General features: G+C 37.0%; 21 protein-coding genes. 10 read left to right on the top strand and 11 right to left on the bottom strand.

Annotated features, from left to right (window positions below):
* Window positions 1-567: 567 nt before the first annotated feature.
* Together CQ058_RS13930 and CQ058_RS13935 are read left to right on the top strand one after the other, a co-directional pair.
* Complete coding sequence (locus tag CQ058_RS13930; protein ID WP_002143579.1) at window positions 568-1,251, top strand: MgtC/SapB family protein; 684 nt, start codon at window positions 568-570, stop codon at window positions 1,249-1,251.
* 95 nt (window positions 1,252-1,346) lie between these two features.
* A complete protein-coding gene (locus tag CQ058_RS13935; RefSeq protein WP_002191049.1) occupies window positions 1,347-2,342 on the top strand; it encodes a potassium channel family protein in 996 nt (331 codons plus the stop codon).
* Here the strand turns inward: CQ058_RS13935 and CQ058_RS13940 are convergent.
* Together CQ058_RS13940 and CQ058_RS13945 are read right to left on the bottom strand one after the other, a co-directional pair.
* Complete coding sequence (locus tag CQ058_RS13940) at window positions 2,329-2,742, bottom strand: YugN-like family protein (protein WP_002131278.1); 414 nt, start codon at window positions 2,740-2,742, stop codon at window positions 2,329-2,331. The genes CQ058_RS13935 and CQ058_RS13940 overlap by 14 nt on opposite strands.
* A 108-nt stretch (window positions 2,743-2,850) precedes the next feature.
* Window positions 2,851-4,203 (bottom strand): glucose-6-phosphate isomerase, encoded by a 1,353-nt coding sequence (locus CQ058_RS13945; protein ID WP_002015845.1) that lies wholly within the window; start codon window positions 4,201-4,203, stop codon window positions 2,851-2,853.
* 282 nt (window positions 4,204-4,485) lie between these two features.
* On the opposite strand from CQ058_RS13945, the gene CQ058_RS13955 reads away from it, so the two are divergent.
* Complete coding sequence (locus CQ058_RS13955; RefSeq protein WP_002034535.1) at window positions 4,486-4,719, top strand: DUF378 domain-containing protein; 234 nt, start codon at window positions 4,486-4,488, stop codon at window positions 4,717-4,719.
* 112 nt (window positions 4,720-4,831) lie between these two features.
* On the opposite strand, the gene yugI is transcribed toward CQ058_RS13955, so the two are convergent.
* From yugI to CQ058_RS13970, 3 genes are all read right to left on the bottom strand, one after another.
* Window positions 4,832-5,176 carry a S1 domain-containing post-transcriptional regulator GSP13 gene (gene yugI / locus CQ058_RS13960; RefSeq protein WP_002015848.1) on the bottom strand — a complete coding sequence of 115 codons (345 nt, stop codon included), beginning with the start codon at window positions 5,174-5,176 and terminating at the stop codon, window positions 4,832-4,834.
* A 252-nt stretch (window positions 5,177-5,428) separates the two neighbouring features.
* Window positions 5,429-6,619 carry an aminotransferase gene (locus CQ058_RS13965; protein ID WP_002129685.1) on the bottom strand — a complete coding sequence of 397 codons (1,191 nt, stop codon included), beginning with the start codon at window positions 6,617-6,619 and terminating at the stop codon, window positions 5,429-5,431.
* Window positions 6,616-7,113 (bottom strand): Lrp/AsnC family transcriptional regulator, encoded by a 498-nt coding sequence (locus tag CQ058_RS13970; RefSeq protein WP_002067952.1) that lies wholly within the window; start codon window positions 7,111-7,113, stop codon window positions 6,616-6,618. The genes CQ058_RS13965 and CQ058_RS13970 overlap by 4 nt, the downstream gene beginning before the upstream one ends.
* Window positions 7,114-7,375: 262 nt before the next feature.
* On the opposite strand from CQ058_RS13970, the gene CQ058_RS13975 reads away from it, so the two are divergent.
* Together CQ058_RS13975 and CQ058_RS13980 are read left to right on the top strand one after the other, a co-directional pair.
* Window positions 7,376-8,356 (top strand): 2-hydroxyacid dehydrogenase, encoded by a 981-nt coding sequence (locus CQ058_RS13975; RefSeq protein ID WP_002034537.1) that lies wholly within the window; start codon window positions 7,376-7,378, stop codon window positions 8,354-8,356.
* Between the two features lie 260 nt (window positions 8,357-8,616).
* Window positions 8,617-9,456: an alpha/beta fold hydrolase gene (locus tag CQ058_RS13980; RefSeq protein WP_002089283.1), complete on the top strand. Its 840-nt coding sequence runs from the start codon at window positions 8,617-8,619 to the stop codon at window positions 9,454-9,456.
* Between the two features lie 177 nt (window positions 9,457-9,633).
* Here the strand turns inward: CQ058_RS13980 and CQ058_RS13985 are convergent, their stop codons facing one another.
* Window positions 9,634-9,885 carry a YugE family protein gene (locus CQ058_RS13985; protein WP_002015854.1) on the bottom strand — a complete coding sequence of 84 codons (252 nt, stop codon included), beginning with the start codon at window positions 9,883-9,885 and terminating at the stop codon, window positions 9,634-9,636.
* A 117-nt stretch (window positions 9,886-10,002) separates the two neighbouring features.
* On the opposite strand from CQ058_RS13985, the gene CQ058_RS13990 reads away from it, so the two are divergent.
* Window positions 10,003-11,154, top strand: coding sequence for a MalY/PatB family protein (locus CQ058_RS13990; RefSeq protein WP_105589770.1), 1,152 nt, complete (start codon window positions 10,003-10,005; stop codon window positions 11,152-11,154).
* 117 nt (window positions 11,155-11,271) lie between these two features.
* Here the strand turns inward: CQ058_RS13990 and CQ058_RS13995 are convergent, their stop codons facing one another.
* Complete coding sequence (locus tag CQ058_RS13995) at window positions 11,272-11,811, bottom strand: superoxide dismutase family protein (protein ID WP_002089287.1); 540 nt, start codon at window positions 11,809-11,811, stop codon at window positions 11,272-11,274.
* 68 nt (window positions 11,812-11,879) lie between these two features.
* Window positions 11,880-12,056: a hypothetical protein gene (locus CQ058_RS31830; protein ID WP_000982764.1), complete on the bottom strand. Its 177-nt coding sequence runs from the start codon at window positions 12,054-12,056 to the stop codon at window positions 11,880-11,882.
* A gap of 173 nt (window positions 12,057-12,229) precedes the next feature.
* Here CQ058_RS31830 and kapB point away from each other — a divergent pair, with 173 nt between their 5' ends.
* Window positions 12,230-12,613: a kinase-associated lipoprotein KapB gene (gene kapB, locus CQ058_RS14000; RefSeq protein WP_001209324.1), complete on the top strand. Its 384-nt coding sequence runs from the start codon at window positions 12,230-12,232 to the stop codon at window positions 12,611-12,613.
* A gap of 40 nt (window positions 12,614-12,653) precedes the next feature.
* Here kapB and kapD read toward each other — a convergent pair whose 3' ends face one another.
* Window positions 12,654-13,277 carry a 3'-5' exonuclease KapD gene (kapD, locus tag CQ058_RS14005; RefSeq protein WP_002034559.1) on the bottom strand — a complete coding sequence of 208 codons (624 nt, stop codon included), beginning with the start codon at window positions 13,275-13,277 and terminating at the stop codon, window positions 12,654-12,656.
* Window positions 13,278-13,567: 290 nt separating this feature from the next.
* Between kapD and CQ058_RS14010 the strand changes: the two genes are divergently transcribed.
* Entirely contained in the window at window positions 13,568-14,893 is a 1,326-nt protein-coding gene (locus CQ058_RS14010) for an ArsB/NhaD family transporter (protein ID WP_002145115.1), read from the top strand.
* Window positions 14,894-14,996: 103 nt separating this feature from the next.
* On the opposite strand, the gene CQ058_RS14015 is transcribed toward CQ058_RS14010, so the two are convergent.
* Window positions 14,997-15,464, bottom strand: coding sequence for a hypothetical protein (locus tag CQ058_RS14015; protein ID WP_002034556.1), 468 nt, complete (start codon window positions 15,462-15,464; stop codon window positions 14,997-14,999).
* Window positions 15,465-15,582: 118 nt separating this feature from the next.
* Here CQ058_RS14015 and CQ058_RS14020 point away from each other — a divergent pair, with 118 nt between their 5' ends.
* Together CQ058_RS14020 and CQ058_RS14030 are read left to right on the top strand one after the other, a co-directional pair.
* Window positions 15,583-16,296, top strand: a complete 714-nt coding sequence (locus CQ058_RS14020; RefSeq protein WP_002192376.1) for a DNA alkylation repair protein — start codon at window positions 15,583-15,585, stop codon at window positions 16,294-16,296.
* A 346-nt stretch (window positions 16,297-16,642) separates the two neighbouring features.
* On the top strand, window positions 16,643-18,019 hold the full coding sequence (locus CQ058_RS14030; protein ID WP_002034552.1) for a glycine--tRNA ligase: 1,377 nt from the start codon (window positions 16,643-16,645) through the stop codon (window positions 18,017-18,019).
* A gap of 38 nt (window positions 18,020-18,057) precedes the next feature.
* Here CQ058_RS14030 and CQ058_RS14035 read toward each other — a convergent pair whose 3' ends face one another.
* Entirely contained in the window at window positions 18,058-18,441 is a 384-nt protein-coding gene (locus CQ058_RS14035) for a hotdog fold thioesterase (protein ID WP_002145111.1), read from the bottom strand.
* Window positions 18,442-18,500: the final 59 nt, after the last annotated feature.

The following is an 18,500-nucleotide window of genomic DNA, read 5'->3' on the forward strand; positions in this document are numbered from 1 at the left end:
TCAAACTCTCCAATAAAGTTAGTTTGTCTAGCATCTAAAAATAAAAATTGACGTTCACGTTGTTTGTTTCGTTCAGTTTTCAAAGAACTTATCTGCCGCTTCAGAAGCGACTTCATCATATTAACATCTTCATTTTTCGATGTCAACTATGTTTTTCAATTTCTTTTTTGTCGTTTTCTGCGTTTCTGCATCAGCGACGTTTATTAATATATCATGTGAAAAAATGAAATGCAACACCTTTTGAAAACTTTTTTGAAACCAACTACATTTCTTTTTTAATATCATATACTTAAACGAAACATCTCTTTCATTTCTAAGTAATTCCTACATATATTCTATAGAAAGTCACTCTGTCAAAAAACGTTTCTTTCTATATAAAGTGAAACTTTAATCAGTGGGGGTGTTCATCCCCCACTGATTATTAGCCTTCACCAATCGGGCATTTACGGGCAGTCGTCTCCCACCTAACTTTCTCGCATTCGGCGAATTTTGAGGCGGGGCTGACTGCCCGCAAATAGTGGGATAAACGTTTTATTCATATACCATATCATACAAGGAGGAATATACATGGACTACACCGACTTATTAATAAAACTAGGTCTCTCGGCTATTTTAGGATTCGCTATCGGTTTAGAGCGCGAATTAAAACGTAAACCACTCGGCTTAAAAACGTGTTTAGTTATTTCTATTATTAGTTGCCTCCTAACTATTGTTTCTATTAAAGCAGCTTACAACTTACCACATACCGATCATATGAATATGGATCCACTTCGACTTGCCGCTCAAATTGTATCAGGAATTGGTTTTTTAGGTGCCGGTGTAATTTTACGCAGAGGAAACGATAGTATTGCGGGGTTAACGACCGCCGCTATGATTTGGGGTGCTTCTGGCATCGGCATTGCCGTTGGAGCTGGTTTCTATATCGAGGCTATTTTCGGAATGTGTTTCCTTATGATTAGTGTAGAACTTATACCATTAGCGATGAAATACGTCGGTCCTAGATCATTTCGCCAACGTGATATCGCAGTGAGACTCGTTGTACGAAATATGGACAATATCCCGACCGTAATTGAAGAAATAAAAGAAATGGATATAAAAGTTAAGAACATGAAGCTCAAAACATTGGAAAATGGTTCGCACTATTTACATTTAAAATTGTCTATCGATCAAAAAAGACATACTGCTGATGTTTATTATGCTCTTCAGCATCTTGAAAGTGTTCAACAAACTGAAGTTGAAAGTATGTATTAATTATGAAATGAACTCTCTTTTTAATTAGAGAGTTTTTCTTTTTTCTATAATGGTAACAATGAATGTAGTCCTGAAAAGTAAGGAGGAATAGGAACTTGAAATCCCGTCCGAATTTAGTAGATACATTTCGTGATTCCATTATTTTTCGTTTAATTTGTTTTATTATTGTACTTACTGCCTTCTCCGGCTTTCTTATACATATATTAGAGCCATCTCACTTCACCACATGGTTCGACGGGGTTTGGTGGTCAATCGTTACCATTTTCACCGTTGGATACGGCGATTTCGCCCCCCATACAACGATAGGAAAACTTATTGGTATATGTATTATTTTATTAGGAACGGGATTTTGTTCTTATTATATGGTTCTATTCGCTACCGACATGATTAATAAACAATATATGAGAATTAAGGGTGAAGCAGCTGCTACCTCTAATGGTCATATGATTATCGTTGGCTGGAATGAGCGTGCAAAACATGTTGTAAAACAAATGCACATATTACAACCGAACCTTGATATCGTTTTAATTGATGAAACACTTTCTTTACTTCCAAAGCCATTTCATCATTTAGAGTTTATAAAAGGTTGTCCGCATCACGATCAAACTTTATTAAAAGCTAACATTACAACAGCTCACACTATATTAATAACAGCGGATAAAGAGAAGAACGAAAGCTTAGCAGATACACAGTCCATTTTAAATATTTTAACTGCAAAAGGACTTAATCCAAACATTCACTGCATCGCTGAACTTCTTACTTCTGAACAAATCCAAAATGCAACGAGAGCTGGCGTATCAGAAATTATAGAAGGAAATAAATTAACGAGCTATGTATTTACCGCTTCTCTTTTATTCCCTTCCATTTCAGGTGTACTATTCTCACTTTACGATGAAATCTCTGATAACAAATTACAACTGATGGAGATTCCCCCGTCCTGCACCGGACAATCCTTTGCAAATTGTAGCTATACTCTTTTAAAGCAAAACATTCTCTTACTAGGTGTAAAGCGCGACGAACAATATATGATCAATCCAGTTCATTCTTTCATTCTCATCGAAAGCGACATACTCATCGTTATTCACCATTAAAAAAATGATTTTCTAGTTCTTGTACCAATACTTTACCAATATTGACATACTTTCTTTTCACATCTCCATCTGGATCTTGCGGCTCCGCAAATTGATCCAATCCACTCGTTCCAGCTGTTAAAGCATTAACATTATCATCTAGTTCGTCTTGATATACGTGCGAAAGAATATACGGTGTTTCAAGACGGACTATTACACCAGGCACATCTAGTTCCCCATCCACCGCTGTAAATGGTACGCGTAAAAATTGATACCCTTCTTCTTCGTCGATTTTATAATCAAAGCATCCTTTATCATAATCCCAATTGCCGCCAATACTATATCCAAGTGGTTTCATAACCTCTTCTAACTTATATAACGCATATGTACATCCTTCTAATTTTGATTGAATCGGAATCAAGCCCATCCCTCCTAGACTTTTCCTTTAGCATACCCATTCTAGTTTGAATATACCGATGTACCTTTCAATAAAATAATAAAAAGCGACCGGAGACCCGATCGCTTTTCATTATTTTAAACGCTCTTCTAATTCTGCTTTTAATTCTTCAAATCCTGGTTTACCAAGTAAAGCAAACATGTTTTTCTTGTATGCTTCTACTCCTGGTTGGTCAAATGGATTTACGCCTAATAGGTAGCCGCTCATCGCACATGCTTTTTCGAAGAAGTATACAAGGTAACCGAATGTGTACTCATTTAATTCAGGGATGTTTACGATTAAGTTTGGTACTCCGCCATCGCTATGTGCAAGTAATGTACCTTCGTATGCTTTTGTGTTTACGAAGTCTATCGTTTCACCAGCAAGGTAGTTTAATCCATCTAAATCGTTGTCGTCTAATTCGATTTTTAGTTCGTGTGTAGATTTACCTACTTTAAGAACTGTTTCGAATAGGTCACGACGACCTTCTTGAATGTATTGACCTAATGAGTGTAAGTCAGTTGAGAAGTTTGCTGAAGATGGGAAAATACCTTTTTGATCTTTTCCTTCACTTTCACCAAATAACTGTTTCCACCACTCAGAGAAGTAGTGAAGTGCTGGCTCATAGTTAACAAGCATTTCAATTGTTTTCCCTTTATTATATAGAGCATTACGAACTACTGCGTATTGGTAAGCTGGGTTTTCTTCAAGTTCTGATTTCGCGAAATCATTATGACCAGCAGCTGCACCTTTCATCATCTCTTCAATGTTTAGGCCACTTACAGCGATTGGCAATAAACCTACTGGTGTTAATACAGAGAAACGACCGCCAACATCATCTGGAATAACGAACGTTTCGTAGCCTTCATTATCAGATAATGTTTTTAAAGCACCGCGCGCTTTATCTGTAGTCGCATAAATACGTTTGCGTGCTTCTTCTTTTCCATACTTTTCTTCTAATAATTTACGGAAAATACGGAATGCGATTGCAGGCTCTGTTGTTGTACCTGATTTGGAAATAACGTTAATAGAAAAGTCTTTACCTTCTAGTACGTCCATTAAATCTTTCATGTAAGTGGAGCTAATGTTTTGTCCAACAAATAGCACTTGTGGAGTTTTACGTTGTTCTTTAGAAAGCGTGTTATAGAAAGAATGGTTTAACATTTCAATTGCTGCGCGTGCTCCTAGGTAAGAACCACCAATACCTACAACAAGTAAAATGTCAGAGTCATTTTTAATTTTTTCTGCGCATTTTTGAATGCGAGCGAATTCTTCTTTGTCATATTGAAGCGGAAGCTCTACCCACCCAAGGAAATCGTTCCCAGCTCCAGTTTTTTCGTGGATTGCATGATGTGTTACTTTTACTGCATCACGTAAATAAGTTAGTTCATTTTCACCGATGAAGGATAACGCTTTAGAATAGTCGAACGTTACATGTGTACTCATCTTTTTCCCTCCAATTATGTATATGTGTTTCTGTATTCACTTTAGCGAAACTAAAGTTGTAAATCAAGCGATTCAATAATTGTAAACGTAACCATTATTTATTTTTTAGAAAAAGTTCATTTTTTGCATAAAAATTCGAATTTTTCGGTATAGATGTATATACATCGTTTTTCGTACATTTTTCATGTATAAAAACAACAAAACTATACCATTCTATAAAGGAGTTAAATTTTCTTATTAACTCCTTGCTTGCTCACGCTTCACATTAAGGGGGGGCTTTTCATGAGTACCTTGCAACGTATCGCATTAGTCTTCACTGTAATCGGCGCTGTTAACTGGGGACTGATCGGGTTCTTCCAGTTTGACTTAGTAGCGGCTATTTTCGGGGGACAGAACTCAGCTCTTGCACGTATTATTTACGGCATCGTTGGTATTTCTGGGCTTATCAATCTCGGCTTACTATTTAAACCATCCGAGAATCTTGGTACTCACCCAGAAACACATGAAATTCAATAGTCAGTATGTCTTTTTCGCCTCCGACATACGAATATGATTGCATGCAATCATATTTGCAAATATATATATCATAAGTCACAGTAAAAGAGGAACGCTCATATGCGTTCCTCTTTTACTTTATTACCTCCGACTCTTCAATCCATTCTGCTAGCTTTTCTCGCAGTGTATTAAATCCGTTCTCTGATGGATTCGGTATAAGAATTCGTCCTTGCTTTCTTTTCGCCGCTTTTAACGATAAACTCATTTTTCTGTGTTCTTCATCAATTGAAAGTACTTTTACTTCTACTGTATCTCCGACCTTTAAAAAGTCATGAATGTCTTTTACATACCCATTTGTGATTTCAGATATATGCACAAGTCCTTGTGTTTCTGCATCCAAAGCTACAAATGCACCGTAATCTTGAATTCCAGTTACTTTCCCTGTTACAACCACTCCCGTTGTATATTGTTCTGACATGTGAAACACTCCCATACGTTTACCATTTTCTCTACAATTGTAAATAGCAAAGCAGATGTATTTATTGTTAAATATCCGATTAGTGGTAAGTATCCTAAGTAAAACACCGAGGTTACTCCCACCTTATATTAGTAAATTATACCACTTTGATAGAACTCATTCAAAATTCACGAAAAAATTTCCTGTAATACGTATAATTCTCCAATATTAGGATAGAATACTAACACATGGCTTTCTAGTATTCCCCCCCTTTTATGGACAAAACGTATTGTGTTTTGTCCTTTTTTTATTCTCTATGAACCGTTCCATTCTCTTCATTGCTTCCATAAGTTGCTCAAGCGATGTTGCATACGAACAACGAATAAATCCTTCACCACTCCCGCCAAACACATTTCCAGGAACAACAGCCACTTTTTCTTCTAATAATAATTGTTCTGCAAATTCTGCTGAAGATAGTCCGGTTGAAGCTATAGAAGGGAAGACATAAAATGCCCCGCCTGGCACATGACATGTTAAGCCCATTTCATTGAAAGATGTCGTCATAAAGTTACGACGTTTTTTATAGCTATCTCTCATTCGAATTACTTCATCATTTCCCCCGCGTAATGCTTCAAGTGCTGCAAATTGAGACATCGTCGGTGCACACATCATTGAATACTGGTGGATTTTGAGCATTAATTCTGAAAATTGAACAGGGGCTGCAATCATCCCAAGACGCCATCCCGTCATGGCAAACCCTTTTGAAAATCCTGAAATTAAAATCGTATGGTCACGCATATTTTTAATACTCGCGAAACTCGTATATGCTTCGTCGTATACGAGCTCTGCATAAATTTCATCCGATAACACGATTAAATTATACTTCTCAACAATAACAGCTAGCTTTTCTAATTCGGATTTATTTAACATTGCGCCTGTTGGGTTATTGGGAGAACAAAGTAATATTGCCTTTGTTTTCGTTGTAATAGCTGCTTCAATTTGATCTGGCTGTACTTTAAATTCATCTTCTAATGAAGTCGCCACTGGAACTGGGACCCCGCCCGCTAACGTAACAAGCGGTGCATACGAAACGAAACTTGGTTCAATAATAAGTATTTCATCATCAGGGTTTACAATAGCACGCATCGCTACATCTAGCGCTTGACTCGCTCCAACTGTAACAATGATTTCATCATTCGGATCATAAGATACTGCAAATTGTTTTTTTAGATACTTTGCTATTTCTTGACGGAGCTCCAATAATCCTGCATTTGCTGTATATGACGTATATCCTTGTTCTAAAGAACGAATACATGCTTGCCTTACATTCCAAGGTGTAACAAAGTCCGGCTCTCCCACTCCAAGTGAAATAACACCTTTCATACTTGCCGCTAAATCAAAAAACTTTCGTATACCGGACGGTTGTAAAGATTCTGCTACTCTAGATAGGTCAAATTGCTTCACGGTGTCACCACAATTCTCTTATCATCATCTGTCTTTTCATAAATAATCCCCTCATGTTTATACTTCTTCAAAATAAAATGAGTTGTCGTTGAAACGACAGATTCAATTGTTGCTAATTTCTCAGAAACAAACATCGCTACTTCTCCCATCGTCTTTCCTTCTAATGTAATAGAAAGGTCATATGTCCCAGACATTAAATAAACGGATTTCACTTCTGAATAGCGATAAATTTGTTCAGCTACTGCATCAAAACCGACACCACGCTTCGGTGTAACTTTCACATCAATCATCGCCGTTAAACCAGTATGTTCTTTCACTTTTGTCCAATCGATATGTGTTACATAGTCCACGATAATCTTTTCACTTTCTAATTTCGTAACCATTTTTTTCACTTCTTCTACTTCTATATTTAACAACTTCGCTAATGTATCTACAGATAAACGACTATTCTTTTCAAGACAAGCTAATAATTCCAATTCTTTCTCTGTCACCATATAAATCATCCTTCCTTTTAGTTTCTGTCTAAATTATACAAATACTCTTTCCAATTTGAAAAGAAGATTTTTTTAGTGAATTATGTCAAAATAAAGTGAAACTTTAATCAGTGGAAAGACTCACCCCGCTGATTATTATTTGAACCAATCGAGCTTTTACGGACCGTTGCTTTCCCACCTAACCTCTTTGCTTAAGCTGCTTTTTGAGGCGGGAGGCTTACTGTCCGTTAAATCGGGGTAAAGTGAAAAAACGCAGGATAAAGTGAAAGGGGATGGAACCGTGAAACCAAAAGTATATATTGCCGAACCAGTTCCAACATTTGTAGAAAACTATTTATCAGAACACTGTGATTTTGAAAAATGGGATCAAAACGAGAAAGTACCTCGTGATGTTCTATTAGAAAAAATAAAAGATAAAGATGGGTTATTAAATTTCGGATCTACTATAAATGAAGAATTATTGCAGGTTGCTCCTAATTTAAAAGTAGTAAGTAACATTTCTGTTGGCCATGATAACTTTGATTTAAAAGCGATGGAGAAACAAAATGTTATCGGAACGAATACTCCATATGTGTTAGATGATACAGTAGCCGATCTCGTTTTCGCTCTTATGTTATCTGCTGGTCGCCGTGTTTGCGAACTCAATTCCTATGTAAAAAATGGTGAATGGAACGCTGAAATTGGAAAAGAACACTTCGGACTAGATGTACATCATAGTACGATTGGTATTATCGGAATGGGACGAATTGGAGAAGCTGTCGCAAAACGAGCGAAATTCGGCTTTGATATGAATGTCCTTTACTATAACCGTCGCCGTAAAGAAGAAGCTGAGCAAAAATTTGATGCTACATATTGTGATTTACAAACTTTAATCAAACAATCTGATTTTATTATTCTTCTTACTCCATTAACAGATGAAACGTATCATCTTATCGGTGAAAAGGAATTTTCACTAATGAAAGAAACAGCAATTTTCATTAATGCTTCTCGCGGGAAAACAGTAGATGAAACTGCATTAATTCATGCGTTAACAGAAAAGAAAATATTTGCAGCCGGCATCGACACATTTACACAAGAGCCGATTCAAAAAGAGAATCCGCTCTTATCATTACAAAACGTTGTAACTTTACCGCACATCGGATCTGCAACATTAAAAACTAGGCAGCAAATGGCAATGACAGCTGCTGAAAATTTAGTAGCAGGATTACAAGGAAAAACACCACCTAATATTGTGCGTGGGTAATTATAAAGTGAAACTTTAATCAGTGGGGGTTTTGTCCATCCCCACTGATTATTAGCCTTCACCAATCGGGCTTTTACGGGCAGTTATCTCCCACCTAACTTCCTCGCATTCGCCGAATTTTGAGGTGGGAGTCTACTGCCCGTTAATGCGGGATAAATAAGCGAAAGGCAAGATGACGATGTCATCTTGCCTTTTTTTGTTAACATATTTTGTTTCTTGCCGGGAGATGATATGAACAAAAATCAATGGAGTGACAAAAAATGAACCATGAATGCAAATGCCCTTACTTCACTTTTTCCACTCGCGGGACTACTATTCATTACGAATTGTATGAACATAATACTAAAAAAGAACGACCTACTTTCGTACTCGTTCACGGCTTCCTCTCTTCCTCATTTAGCTATCGACGACTCATTCCTTTACTAACAAAGGAAGGTACAGTAATTGCCCTTGATTTACCACCATTCGGAAAAAGTGATAAATCTCATCTCTTTAAATATTCTTATCACAATTTAGCAGCTATTATTATCGATTTAATCGAACATTTATCTCTCGCGAATATTGTATTAGTTGGCCATTCTATGGGCGGACAAATTTCACTCTTTGTAAACCGACTACGCCCTGAATTAATTTCAAAGACGATTTTACTATGTAGCTCTAGTTATTTAGCACGCGCAAACTTACCTTTACTGTACTCCTCTTATTTACCGTTCTTCCACTTATACGTGAAGAACTGGATTATTCGAAGGGGCATCGTCCATAACTTAATGAATGTCGTTCATGACCATTCATTAATTGACAATGAAATGATGGAAGGCTATGCTGCTCCTTTTTATGATGATCGTATATTCCCTGCTTTAACTCGAATGATAAGAGACCGTGAAGGTGACTTATCTTCAACTGAATTACAAAAAATCGAAACCCCAGTATTACTCATTTGGGGTGAAAAAGATCGCGTCGTCCCTGTACATGTAGGACACCGTCTCCATAAAGACCTGCCAAATTCAACTTTCATTTCTTACGAAAATACAGGGCACTTACTACCTGAAGAAAAGCCCGATCATGTTTATGAAGAAATTATTACGTTTGCGACGCAATAAAGTGAAGCTTTAATCCGTGGGGGTTTTTACGGGCAGTTTGATTTCTCGCCTAACCTCTTTGCTTCAACCGAATTTTGAGGCGGGAGTCTTACTGCCCGTTAAAACGGGATAAAGTGAAGCTTTAATCAATCAGCACAAATGAAAACAAACAAAAAGGCTGTCGTAAATTCCGACAGCCTATAACGAACAACTTCCGCCTTCTTTTAGTACGAGTAACTCTACTGCTAATTTTTCGCATTTTTCAAGTGCAGGTACTTCTTCAAAAGACATAAAGTATATATGTTGAATCTTCTTTGCGATGTATTTCGGATCATCAAACACACTTACGACGTTTACAACATCGCTCGCTTCTGTTTCATAAAACTCCGGTCCCATTTGAAACGGATCCCAATTTTTCACAACCTCAATCATTTTGTCATATGCACCCATCTGCTTCCCGCCTTTTCACTTTTTAATGCTTTTCTTTATCGTATCACATCAGCTATTCTATAAGAAGAGTGAGAATTTTCATAACTTAACAGTTTGACAGAAGAAAGGAGCAAACATATGCAACTATTTCATAAAACGGTAAATCGTCGCGGAACGCATAGTACAAAATGGGATACATATAAAAATGAAGAGCTCATCCACGCTTGGATTGCCGATATGGATTTTGAAGTACCAAAACCAATTCAAACTGCATTACAAAAACGCACAGAACATCCTATTTTCGGCTATACACTTCCTCCTGAAAATATTGGGGATATCATTTGTAATTGGACGAAAAGCCAATACAATTGGGAAATACAAAAAGAATGGATTGTATTTAGCGCAGGTATCGTTCCAGCTCTTAGTACGAGCATACAAGCTATAACGAAAGAAGGAGAAGCCGTACTAGTACAACCTCCTATTTATCCACCATTTTTTGAAATGGTCAAAACAAATAATAGACAATTATGTGAGAGTCCCTTATTTAAACAAAATGGCATATATAAGATAGACTTCGAGCATCTAGAAACTCAATTTAATCAAGGTGTAAAACTAATGCTTCTTTGCAGCCCTCACAATCCTATCGGGCGCGTTTGGACGAAAGAGGAGCTAACAAAACTCGGTACGTTATGTACGCAATATAATGTAACCGTTGTCGCGGATGAAATTCACGCCGATATTATTTATAGAGGCCATACTCATACACCGTTTGCTTCTTTATCTGAAGAATTAGCAGCACGCACTATTACTTGTATGGCTCCGAGCAAAACATTTAATATCGCTGGATTACAAGCATCGATCATTATTATTCCGAATGAAAATCTCCGTAATGCCTTTATGTCTATCCAATATAGACAAGGATTCCACGGATTAAATACATTTGCTTATACAGCAATGCAAAGTGCCTATACAGAATGTAATGATTGGCTAAATGAAATTCGATTGTATGTTGAAGATAACGCTCAATTTGCTTGTGAGTATATTCAAAATCACATACCAGCTCTTTCTGTAATTAAACCAGAAGGTAGTTTTTTACTGTGGATTGATTGTTCCCACTTGGATCTTTCTCAAGATGAACGAACAGCATTGCTTGAAGAGAAAGGTAAAATCATCATTGAGCCCGGTGAGAAATACGGAACAGGTGGAGAAGCCCATATCCGAATTAACATTGGCTGTCCTAGATCTGTTTTAGAAGAAATTTTAAACAGACTACACCATACATTCTCATAACAAAAAAGGAGGCTATCCCAAAATGATATTGGGATAGCCTCCTTTTTTCGGTAAATCGATATAATTCCACTTACTATCATGCGGTTTTACAACAAAAGCTATCATTCACGGTAGCTTCTATTTTTTCTTCAGATCCGACGCTTTTTTTACGATAACACCGCAAGCAATTCGGCCACCAGATTTACCAGTTGGTTGCGTCATACCATCATCAGCGTTTTCTGTAATAATAATAGACGCTCCATCTTTTCTATGAATCGTCGTTTTTCCTTCTTCAAGCGTTATATGCGGAGCATCGATTTCTGCTTTAATCTTTCCAGAACCATCCGCCACTACATTCGGTAAATCACCATTTTCCGCACCTTTCGGATTCAAGAGCCCATGTTTTTTATTATCTGGATTAAAATGATTCCCAGATGATTCGAAACTAGGCGCTTTACATTCTCCGATTTCGTGTACATGTATACCGTGTGGTCCTGGTGTAAAGCCTTCCGCTTTAATCGTAATTTTCACTCCACTTGTTTGCTGAGCTACTTTTGCAGTCCCAACTTCATCACCTGAAGCATTATGTAATTTCACATCAATTTCTTTCGGCTTCCCTTGGTCACAACCCGCCATTAGAAATAATAAACAACAACTGAAAAAAAGCCGTCTTTTCATTCAATTCCCTCCAAAATGCTTTCTGCCCTTAGATTGTCCGAGCATAGAGGGAAACATACAAAAATGAATTACCGTTTCTTTTCAGCTAAAAGCTTTTCTTCTACTTTCTGTAATCGCTCTGCTTCTCGTTTTGATACACGAATAAACATACGCCACGTAGCGACCGCACCGATGATAAATAGAACGCAAACAATACCTGGAATAATATACTCCGTTTTATCTTCAGGAAAATATAAAGGCATCATATGAAACACTCCTTATCGGGGAATTTATAGTAAGAATAAACATCAGAATTTTCTGTTTTATCATCTTAAATTATAATTGAAGCCTGTCATATTCTCAAGGGGGCGTTCCGAAAGCGAATGATTTCTTTGACTCCTTCGCGCACTTTCCTTACTATAAACTTGAGGTGAAAAATATGAGAGAAACATTTGAAATTGGTGAAATCGTTACTGGTATTTATAAAACTGGAAAATACATCGGCGAAATTACAAATAGCCGTCCTGGCAGTTACGTCGTAAAAGTATTAGCTGTTTTAAAACATCCAGTGCAAGGTGATTTACATAATGTAAAACAAGCTGACGTACCATTCTTCCATGAAAGACGTGCTTTAGCTTTTCGTGAACAGACGAACATTCCAGAGCAAATGGTGAAGAAATATGAAGGGGAAATTCCGGATTATACAGAGTCACTAAAATTAGCATTAGAAACTCAAATGAATTCATTTTCTGAAGATGATTCACCTTTTGCGGGGCGTAGTCTAGAAACACTTCAGCAATTGAAGCAAGATTACAAACTTTAAAAAACAAAACGACCAAATTACATATTTTGCAATTTGGTCGTTACTGTGTACTCACTTTCTTTAACACTTTCGAAAAATCAACAAGTTCCCCTAATGTCGGAGGTGCTGGTTTGACTAAATACTCTTTATCTTTTTCTACTAACTTAAAAATATTATATGTCGTCATCGCATCATCAAGCGCACAATGATGCTTTCCTGTTCCTGCTTTTCCATACGCCTCAATTGCTTTCCACAGCCCTGTTTGATTTCTCTCTCCAAAAAACTTCTTATACTCAAGCGATAAATCACGACACTGTCCAAAGAATGGAAATTCTACTCCCGCCATTTCACAGTTATGCTTTAAGACTTTCATATCCATATTTCCCCACGTTACAATTGTCGGTTTACCACTCTTTTCATATTCTGCAAGTTTCTCAACAAGTTCATGAAAAGAAATTCCTTTGTCCACTACTTCCTGTTTAATTCCTAAAAATTTTTTACATCGATCCGTTAAAGACGGAAATGTTTTCGGTCTAATATGCGATGAATACGTATCTTCCACCTTACAACCAACAACTGAAACGAGTCCGACCTCAATAATTTCTGGGAAAAAACCTTTTGGCTTTTTTCTATGCTGGGGCATCGTAAACTCAAAGTCTAAAAACAAAAATCGTTGTTCATCCATACGATCCCTTCCTTATCATATTTGTCATTCCTTTCTATTTGACACTCCTACACGAACAAGCTCGAATGCTGATTCGATTTTAAATATTCAGATTGGATGTATCTTATATATATGTCAGATGCCCACAAATATTTTTAAAAATAAGAAAAAATGACCTATGCAGAAAATATGACAAAATAAACCCTTTCATTTACATCCGCCATTTTTCTACTTTATAATGACGTTATGTGTGTTTCATCTAGTTAATTTTTTGACACACTAAGAAAAGTGAATGAAAGGAGATGAGAGTTTTGCACGAAACAACGCAAGAACTCGCAAACTGGCAGTATTATTTCGCTATCGCAGTCTTTTTAATTACATATGCCATTATTATTTCTGAAAAAATTAACCGTGCTGTCATCGCACTTCTTGGTGCAGCATTCATGGTAATTGCAGGGGTCGTTGACTTACACAATGCCTTTACGAAACATATTGAATGGGGAACAATTACATTACTCATCGGTATGATGATACTCGTAAACATTACAAGTAAGTCAGGTGTCTTCCAATACGTTGCCATTAAAGCCGCAAAAGGAGCACAAGGAAATCCAATTAAAATTTTAATTTCACTTTCCTTACTTACCGCGCTCGGTTCCGCATTTTTAGATAACGTTACAACAGTACTTCTTGTTGTTCCAGTTACTTTATCTATTACGCGCATCTTGCAAGTAAATCCTGTTCCATATTTACTTTCTGAAATTATTTTTTCAAATATCGGAGGAACAGCAACATTAATTGGTGATCCGCCAAATATTATGATTGGTTCTGCAAATAAGCATTTAGATTTCAATGCTTTCTTATTCAACTTAGCACCTATCGTGATCATCATTATTGCTGTTACGGCAACAATTCTTTACTTCATGTACCGTAAGCAATTAATTGCTGATCCTGTACAAATTAAAAAATTAATGAGCTTAGATGAAAAACAATACATTAAAGACCCAGTATTAATGAAGAAATCTTTAACAGTACTTGGCCTTACTATTTTAGGTTTCATGACTCATTCCATTTTCCATATTGATGCAGCTATCATCGCCTTAACTGGCGCTACTGTACTTATGCTAATCGGTGTGAAAGAGCATGAAATTGAAGAGGTATTCGCAAGTGTAGAGTGGGTAACAATCTTCTTCTTCGCGGGACTATTCGTACTCGTTGGAGGACTTATTGATATCGGGCTTATCAAAATGTTAGCTCAAAAAGTAATTGGAATAACAGGCGGAGATATTTCTCAGGCATCTATCCTTGTTCTATGGGTATCTGGTATCGCCTCTGCAACAATCGATAACATTCCATTCGTTGCAACAATGATTCCACTTATTAACGATATGGCAGTTGGGCTAGGTTTATCACCTTCTGACGCACAAATCGACGTACTATGGTGGGCATTAGCATTAGGTGCTTGCTTAGGTGGAAACGGAACATTAATCGGGGCTTCTGCTAACGTAATCGTAGCCGGAATCGCAAGTCGTGAAGGACATAAATTCAGCTACATGGAATTCCTTAAAGTCGGCTTCCCAATTATGATCGTTTCATTAATCATTTCTCATATTTACATTTACTTACGCTATCTTATGTAGTAGAAAAAAGCACCCTGCTCAGCAGGGCGCTTTCGTTCTTTTTTCAGCATATCCGAATTATTATAGAACCAAATATATCGACCGCTCGACAACTTTGATACGCCTACTCGTTATACCTCACCGGCTCATTCCGAATAATGAACAAATGAATCGGCAAGAAAACCGAAAATGTGATTGTATGAATGATCGTAAATAGTATGGAATTCGTTCCGTATCTATCCAAAATAGCATAGATAAGATAAATAGACAGTACAAGTGATACAGCTGTTGCTAATATATATAGAATTGGTACGAAATTAAAGATGAAGCATCCAACATATATGCCAAATACTTTCCACCCTGCTTCTTCTTTCAAGAAATCTGGTAATTTATCTTTCGCTAAATCACCCCATATCTTACTATTTATAAACGGAATAAAAGCAAGAACACCATCAGTTGCACCATCATTTTTCGCCATCGTATAAAGTGCAAAAGCCGTTAACAAATACGAAATAATTGCCCAAATTATTATAACAAGCATAAACGCAAAACTAAGAGCAAAGAAACCTGCTAGTACGCCTTGATCTTCCATCTTATCCTCTCCTCTCTCTTCTCAACATATTTCATTACAGTGCAAGTTATGTTTTAAAATTTAACCAAACTCTTTGTATAATAAGAAGAGAAAGATAATGAGAGAGGAGTACATACCTATGCATCCATTTGTAAAGGCATTACAAGAGCATTTTACAGCTCATCAAAATCCCGAAAAAGCAGAACCGATGGCACGTTATATGAAAAATCACTTCCCGTTTCTCGGTATTCAAACTCCTGAGAGAAGACAGTTATTGAAAGACGTAATTCAAATACATACTCTCCCAGATAAAAAGGACTTCCAAATTATCGTGCGTGAACTTTGGGACCTACCAGAACGTGAATTTCAAGCTGCCGCACTCGATATCATGCAAAAATATAAAAAACACATAAATGAAACTCACATCCCATTTTTAGAAGAACTTATTGTCACAAAATCTTGGTGGGATTCTGTTGATAGCATCGTCCCTACATTTTTAGGTGCTATCTTTTTAAAACATCCAGAATTAATTTCTGCATATATTCCAAAATGGATTGCATCAGAAAACATATGGTTACAACGTGCCGCTATTTTATTCCAGCTAAAATATAAACAAAAAATGGATGAAGAACTCCTTTTCTGGATTATCGGACAACTACATTCCTCAAAAGAATTTTTCATTCAAAAAGCAATCGGCTGGGTCCTTCGCGAATATGCAAAAACAAAACCAGATGTAGTATGGGAATACGTTCAAAATAACGAACTTGCCTCGCTTAGTAACCGCGAAGCAATTAAGCATATTAAGCAAAATTACGGAATAAATAACGAAAAAATAGGCGAGACTCTATCCTAGATGGGCACGTTCCTCTATTGAGATTTAAAAAAGAACGTGTTAAAATATGTTCATTATTATTAATATAAGTAGCGATGACGGACTTATAAGTACTTGCATAAAAAGCGATTCAGGGATAGTGAAAGCCTGAAGCTGCGAGGAAACGGCAGTCTCGAGCAATACGTGATAAAGTGGATGCACATTTTGTGTATCAACTAGGGTGGAACCGCGGGCAAACGCTCGTCCCTAGGCGATTAAGCCTTGGGATGAGCGTTTTTTTTATGTTTTTTAAAGCATATATTGCTCGTTTCCAAAGTACCCATCACGTCATCGCAAATACGTTAACTTTCAAAAGGAGGATTTTATTATGTATTCAATGGAACAAGTTGTAAACTTAGCGAAACATCGCGGTTTCGTTTTCCCTGGTTCTGAAATTTACGGTGGTCTTGCAAACACATGGGATTACGGTCCACTTGGAATCGAATTAAAAAACAACGTCAAAAAAGCTTGGTGGAAAAAATTCATTCAAGAATCTCCACACAACGTTGGTTTAGATGCTGCTATTTTAATGAACCCAAAAACTTGGATCGCTTCTGGTCACGTTGGTAACTTTAATGATCCAATGATCGACTGTAAAAAATGTAAAGCTCGTCACCGTGCTGACAAATTAATTGAAGATGCATTAGACGTAAAAGGTATCGAAATGGTCGTTGACGGTCTTACTTTCGACCAAATGGCTGACTTAATGAAAGAACATGAAGTAAAATGCCCAGATTGCGGTAGCCAAGAATTCACGGAAATCCGTCAGTTCAACTTAATGTTCAAAACATTCCAAGGTGTTACAGAGTCTAGCACAAACGAAATCTTCCTTCGTCCTGAAACAGCACAAGGTATTTTCGTAAACTTTAAAAACGTACAACGCTCTATGCGTAAAAAACTTCCATTTGGTATCGGCCAAATCGGTAAAAGTTTCCGTAACGAAATCACACCTGGTAACTTCACATTCCGTACACGTGAATTCGAACAAATGGAACTTGAATTCTTCTGTAAGCCTGGTGAAGATTTAGAGTGGTTCGCATTCTGGCGTGAAACTTGTAAAAACTGGTTACTTTCACTTGGTATGACTGAAGAAAGCATGCGTCTTCGTGACCACGGTGAAGACGAATTATCTCACTACAGTAACGCAACAACTGATATTGAATTCAGATTCCCATTCGGTTGGGGCGAACTATGGGGCGTTGCATCTCGTACAGACTTCGATTTAAAACGTCATATGGAACACTCTAACGAAGACTTTAACTATATCGATCCACAAACGAATGAGCGTTACGTGCCTTACTGCATCGAGCCATCTCTAGGTGCAGACCGTGTAACATTAGCATTCTTATGTGATGCATATGAAGAAGAGCAATTAGAAAACGATTCTCGTACAGTTCTTCGTTTCCACCCTGCTTTAGCACCATATAAAGCAGCTATCTTACCATTATCTAAAAAGCTATCTGAAGGTGCTACTGAAGTATTCGCAGAACTAGCTAAAGACTTCATGGTAGACTTTGATGAAACTGGTTCTATCGGTAAACGTTACCGTCGTCAAGACGAAATCGGTACTCCATTCTGTATCACATACGACTTCGACTCTGTTGAAGACAAAGCTGTTACAGTACGTGACCGTGACACAATGGAACAAGTTCGTATGCCAATTAGCGAACTAAAAGGTTTCTTAGAGAAAAAAATCCAGTTCTAATTATAAAAAAGAGGCAGCTCATAAGAGCCGCCTCTTTTCTATTTTTCACGTTTTTCTTTAATTGCTACTGTACATCTTGATATGCATAGTAAATCATCATTTTCATCAATGATGCGAATATCCCAAACCATTGTCGATTGTCCTCTATGTATCGGTGTTCCAATTGCTGTTACAATTCCATCTTGCTTTGAGCGAATATGATTTGCATTAATTTCTAATCCGAAACAAATACATTTTTCTTGATCAATTAAATTGTATGAACCAACACTTGCCACAGTTTCTGCTAATGCAACAGATGCACCGCCATGTAAAAATCCAAACGGCTGATGCGTGCGTTCATCAACAGGCATTGTAGCAACTACTTTATCCTCTGTCATTTCTAACAACTCAATTCCAAGCGAATCCATTAAAGTTTTTGACATATCGTTTTCAACCTCTCTCACTTTAGATCAAATGTATAATTTTACCTGTTTAATTTCAA

The sequence above is a fragment of the Bacillus sp. MYb56 genome (assembly GCF_002976445.1).
Classification (GTDB): domain Bacteria; phylum Bacillota; class Bacilli; order Bacillales; family Bacillaceae_G; genus Bacillus_A; species Bacillus_A mycoides.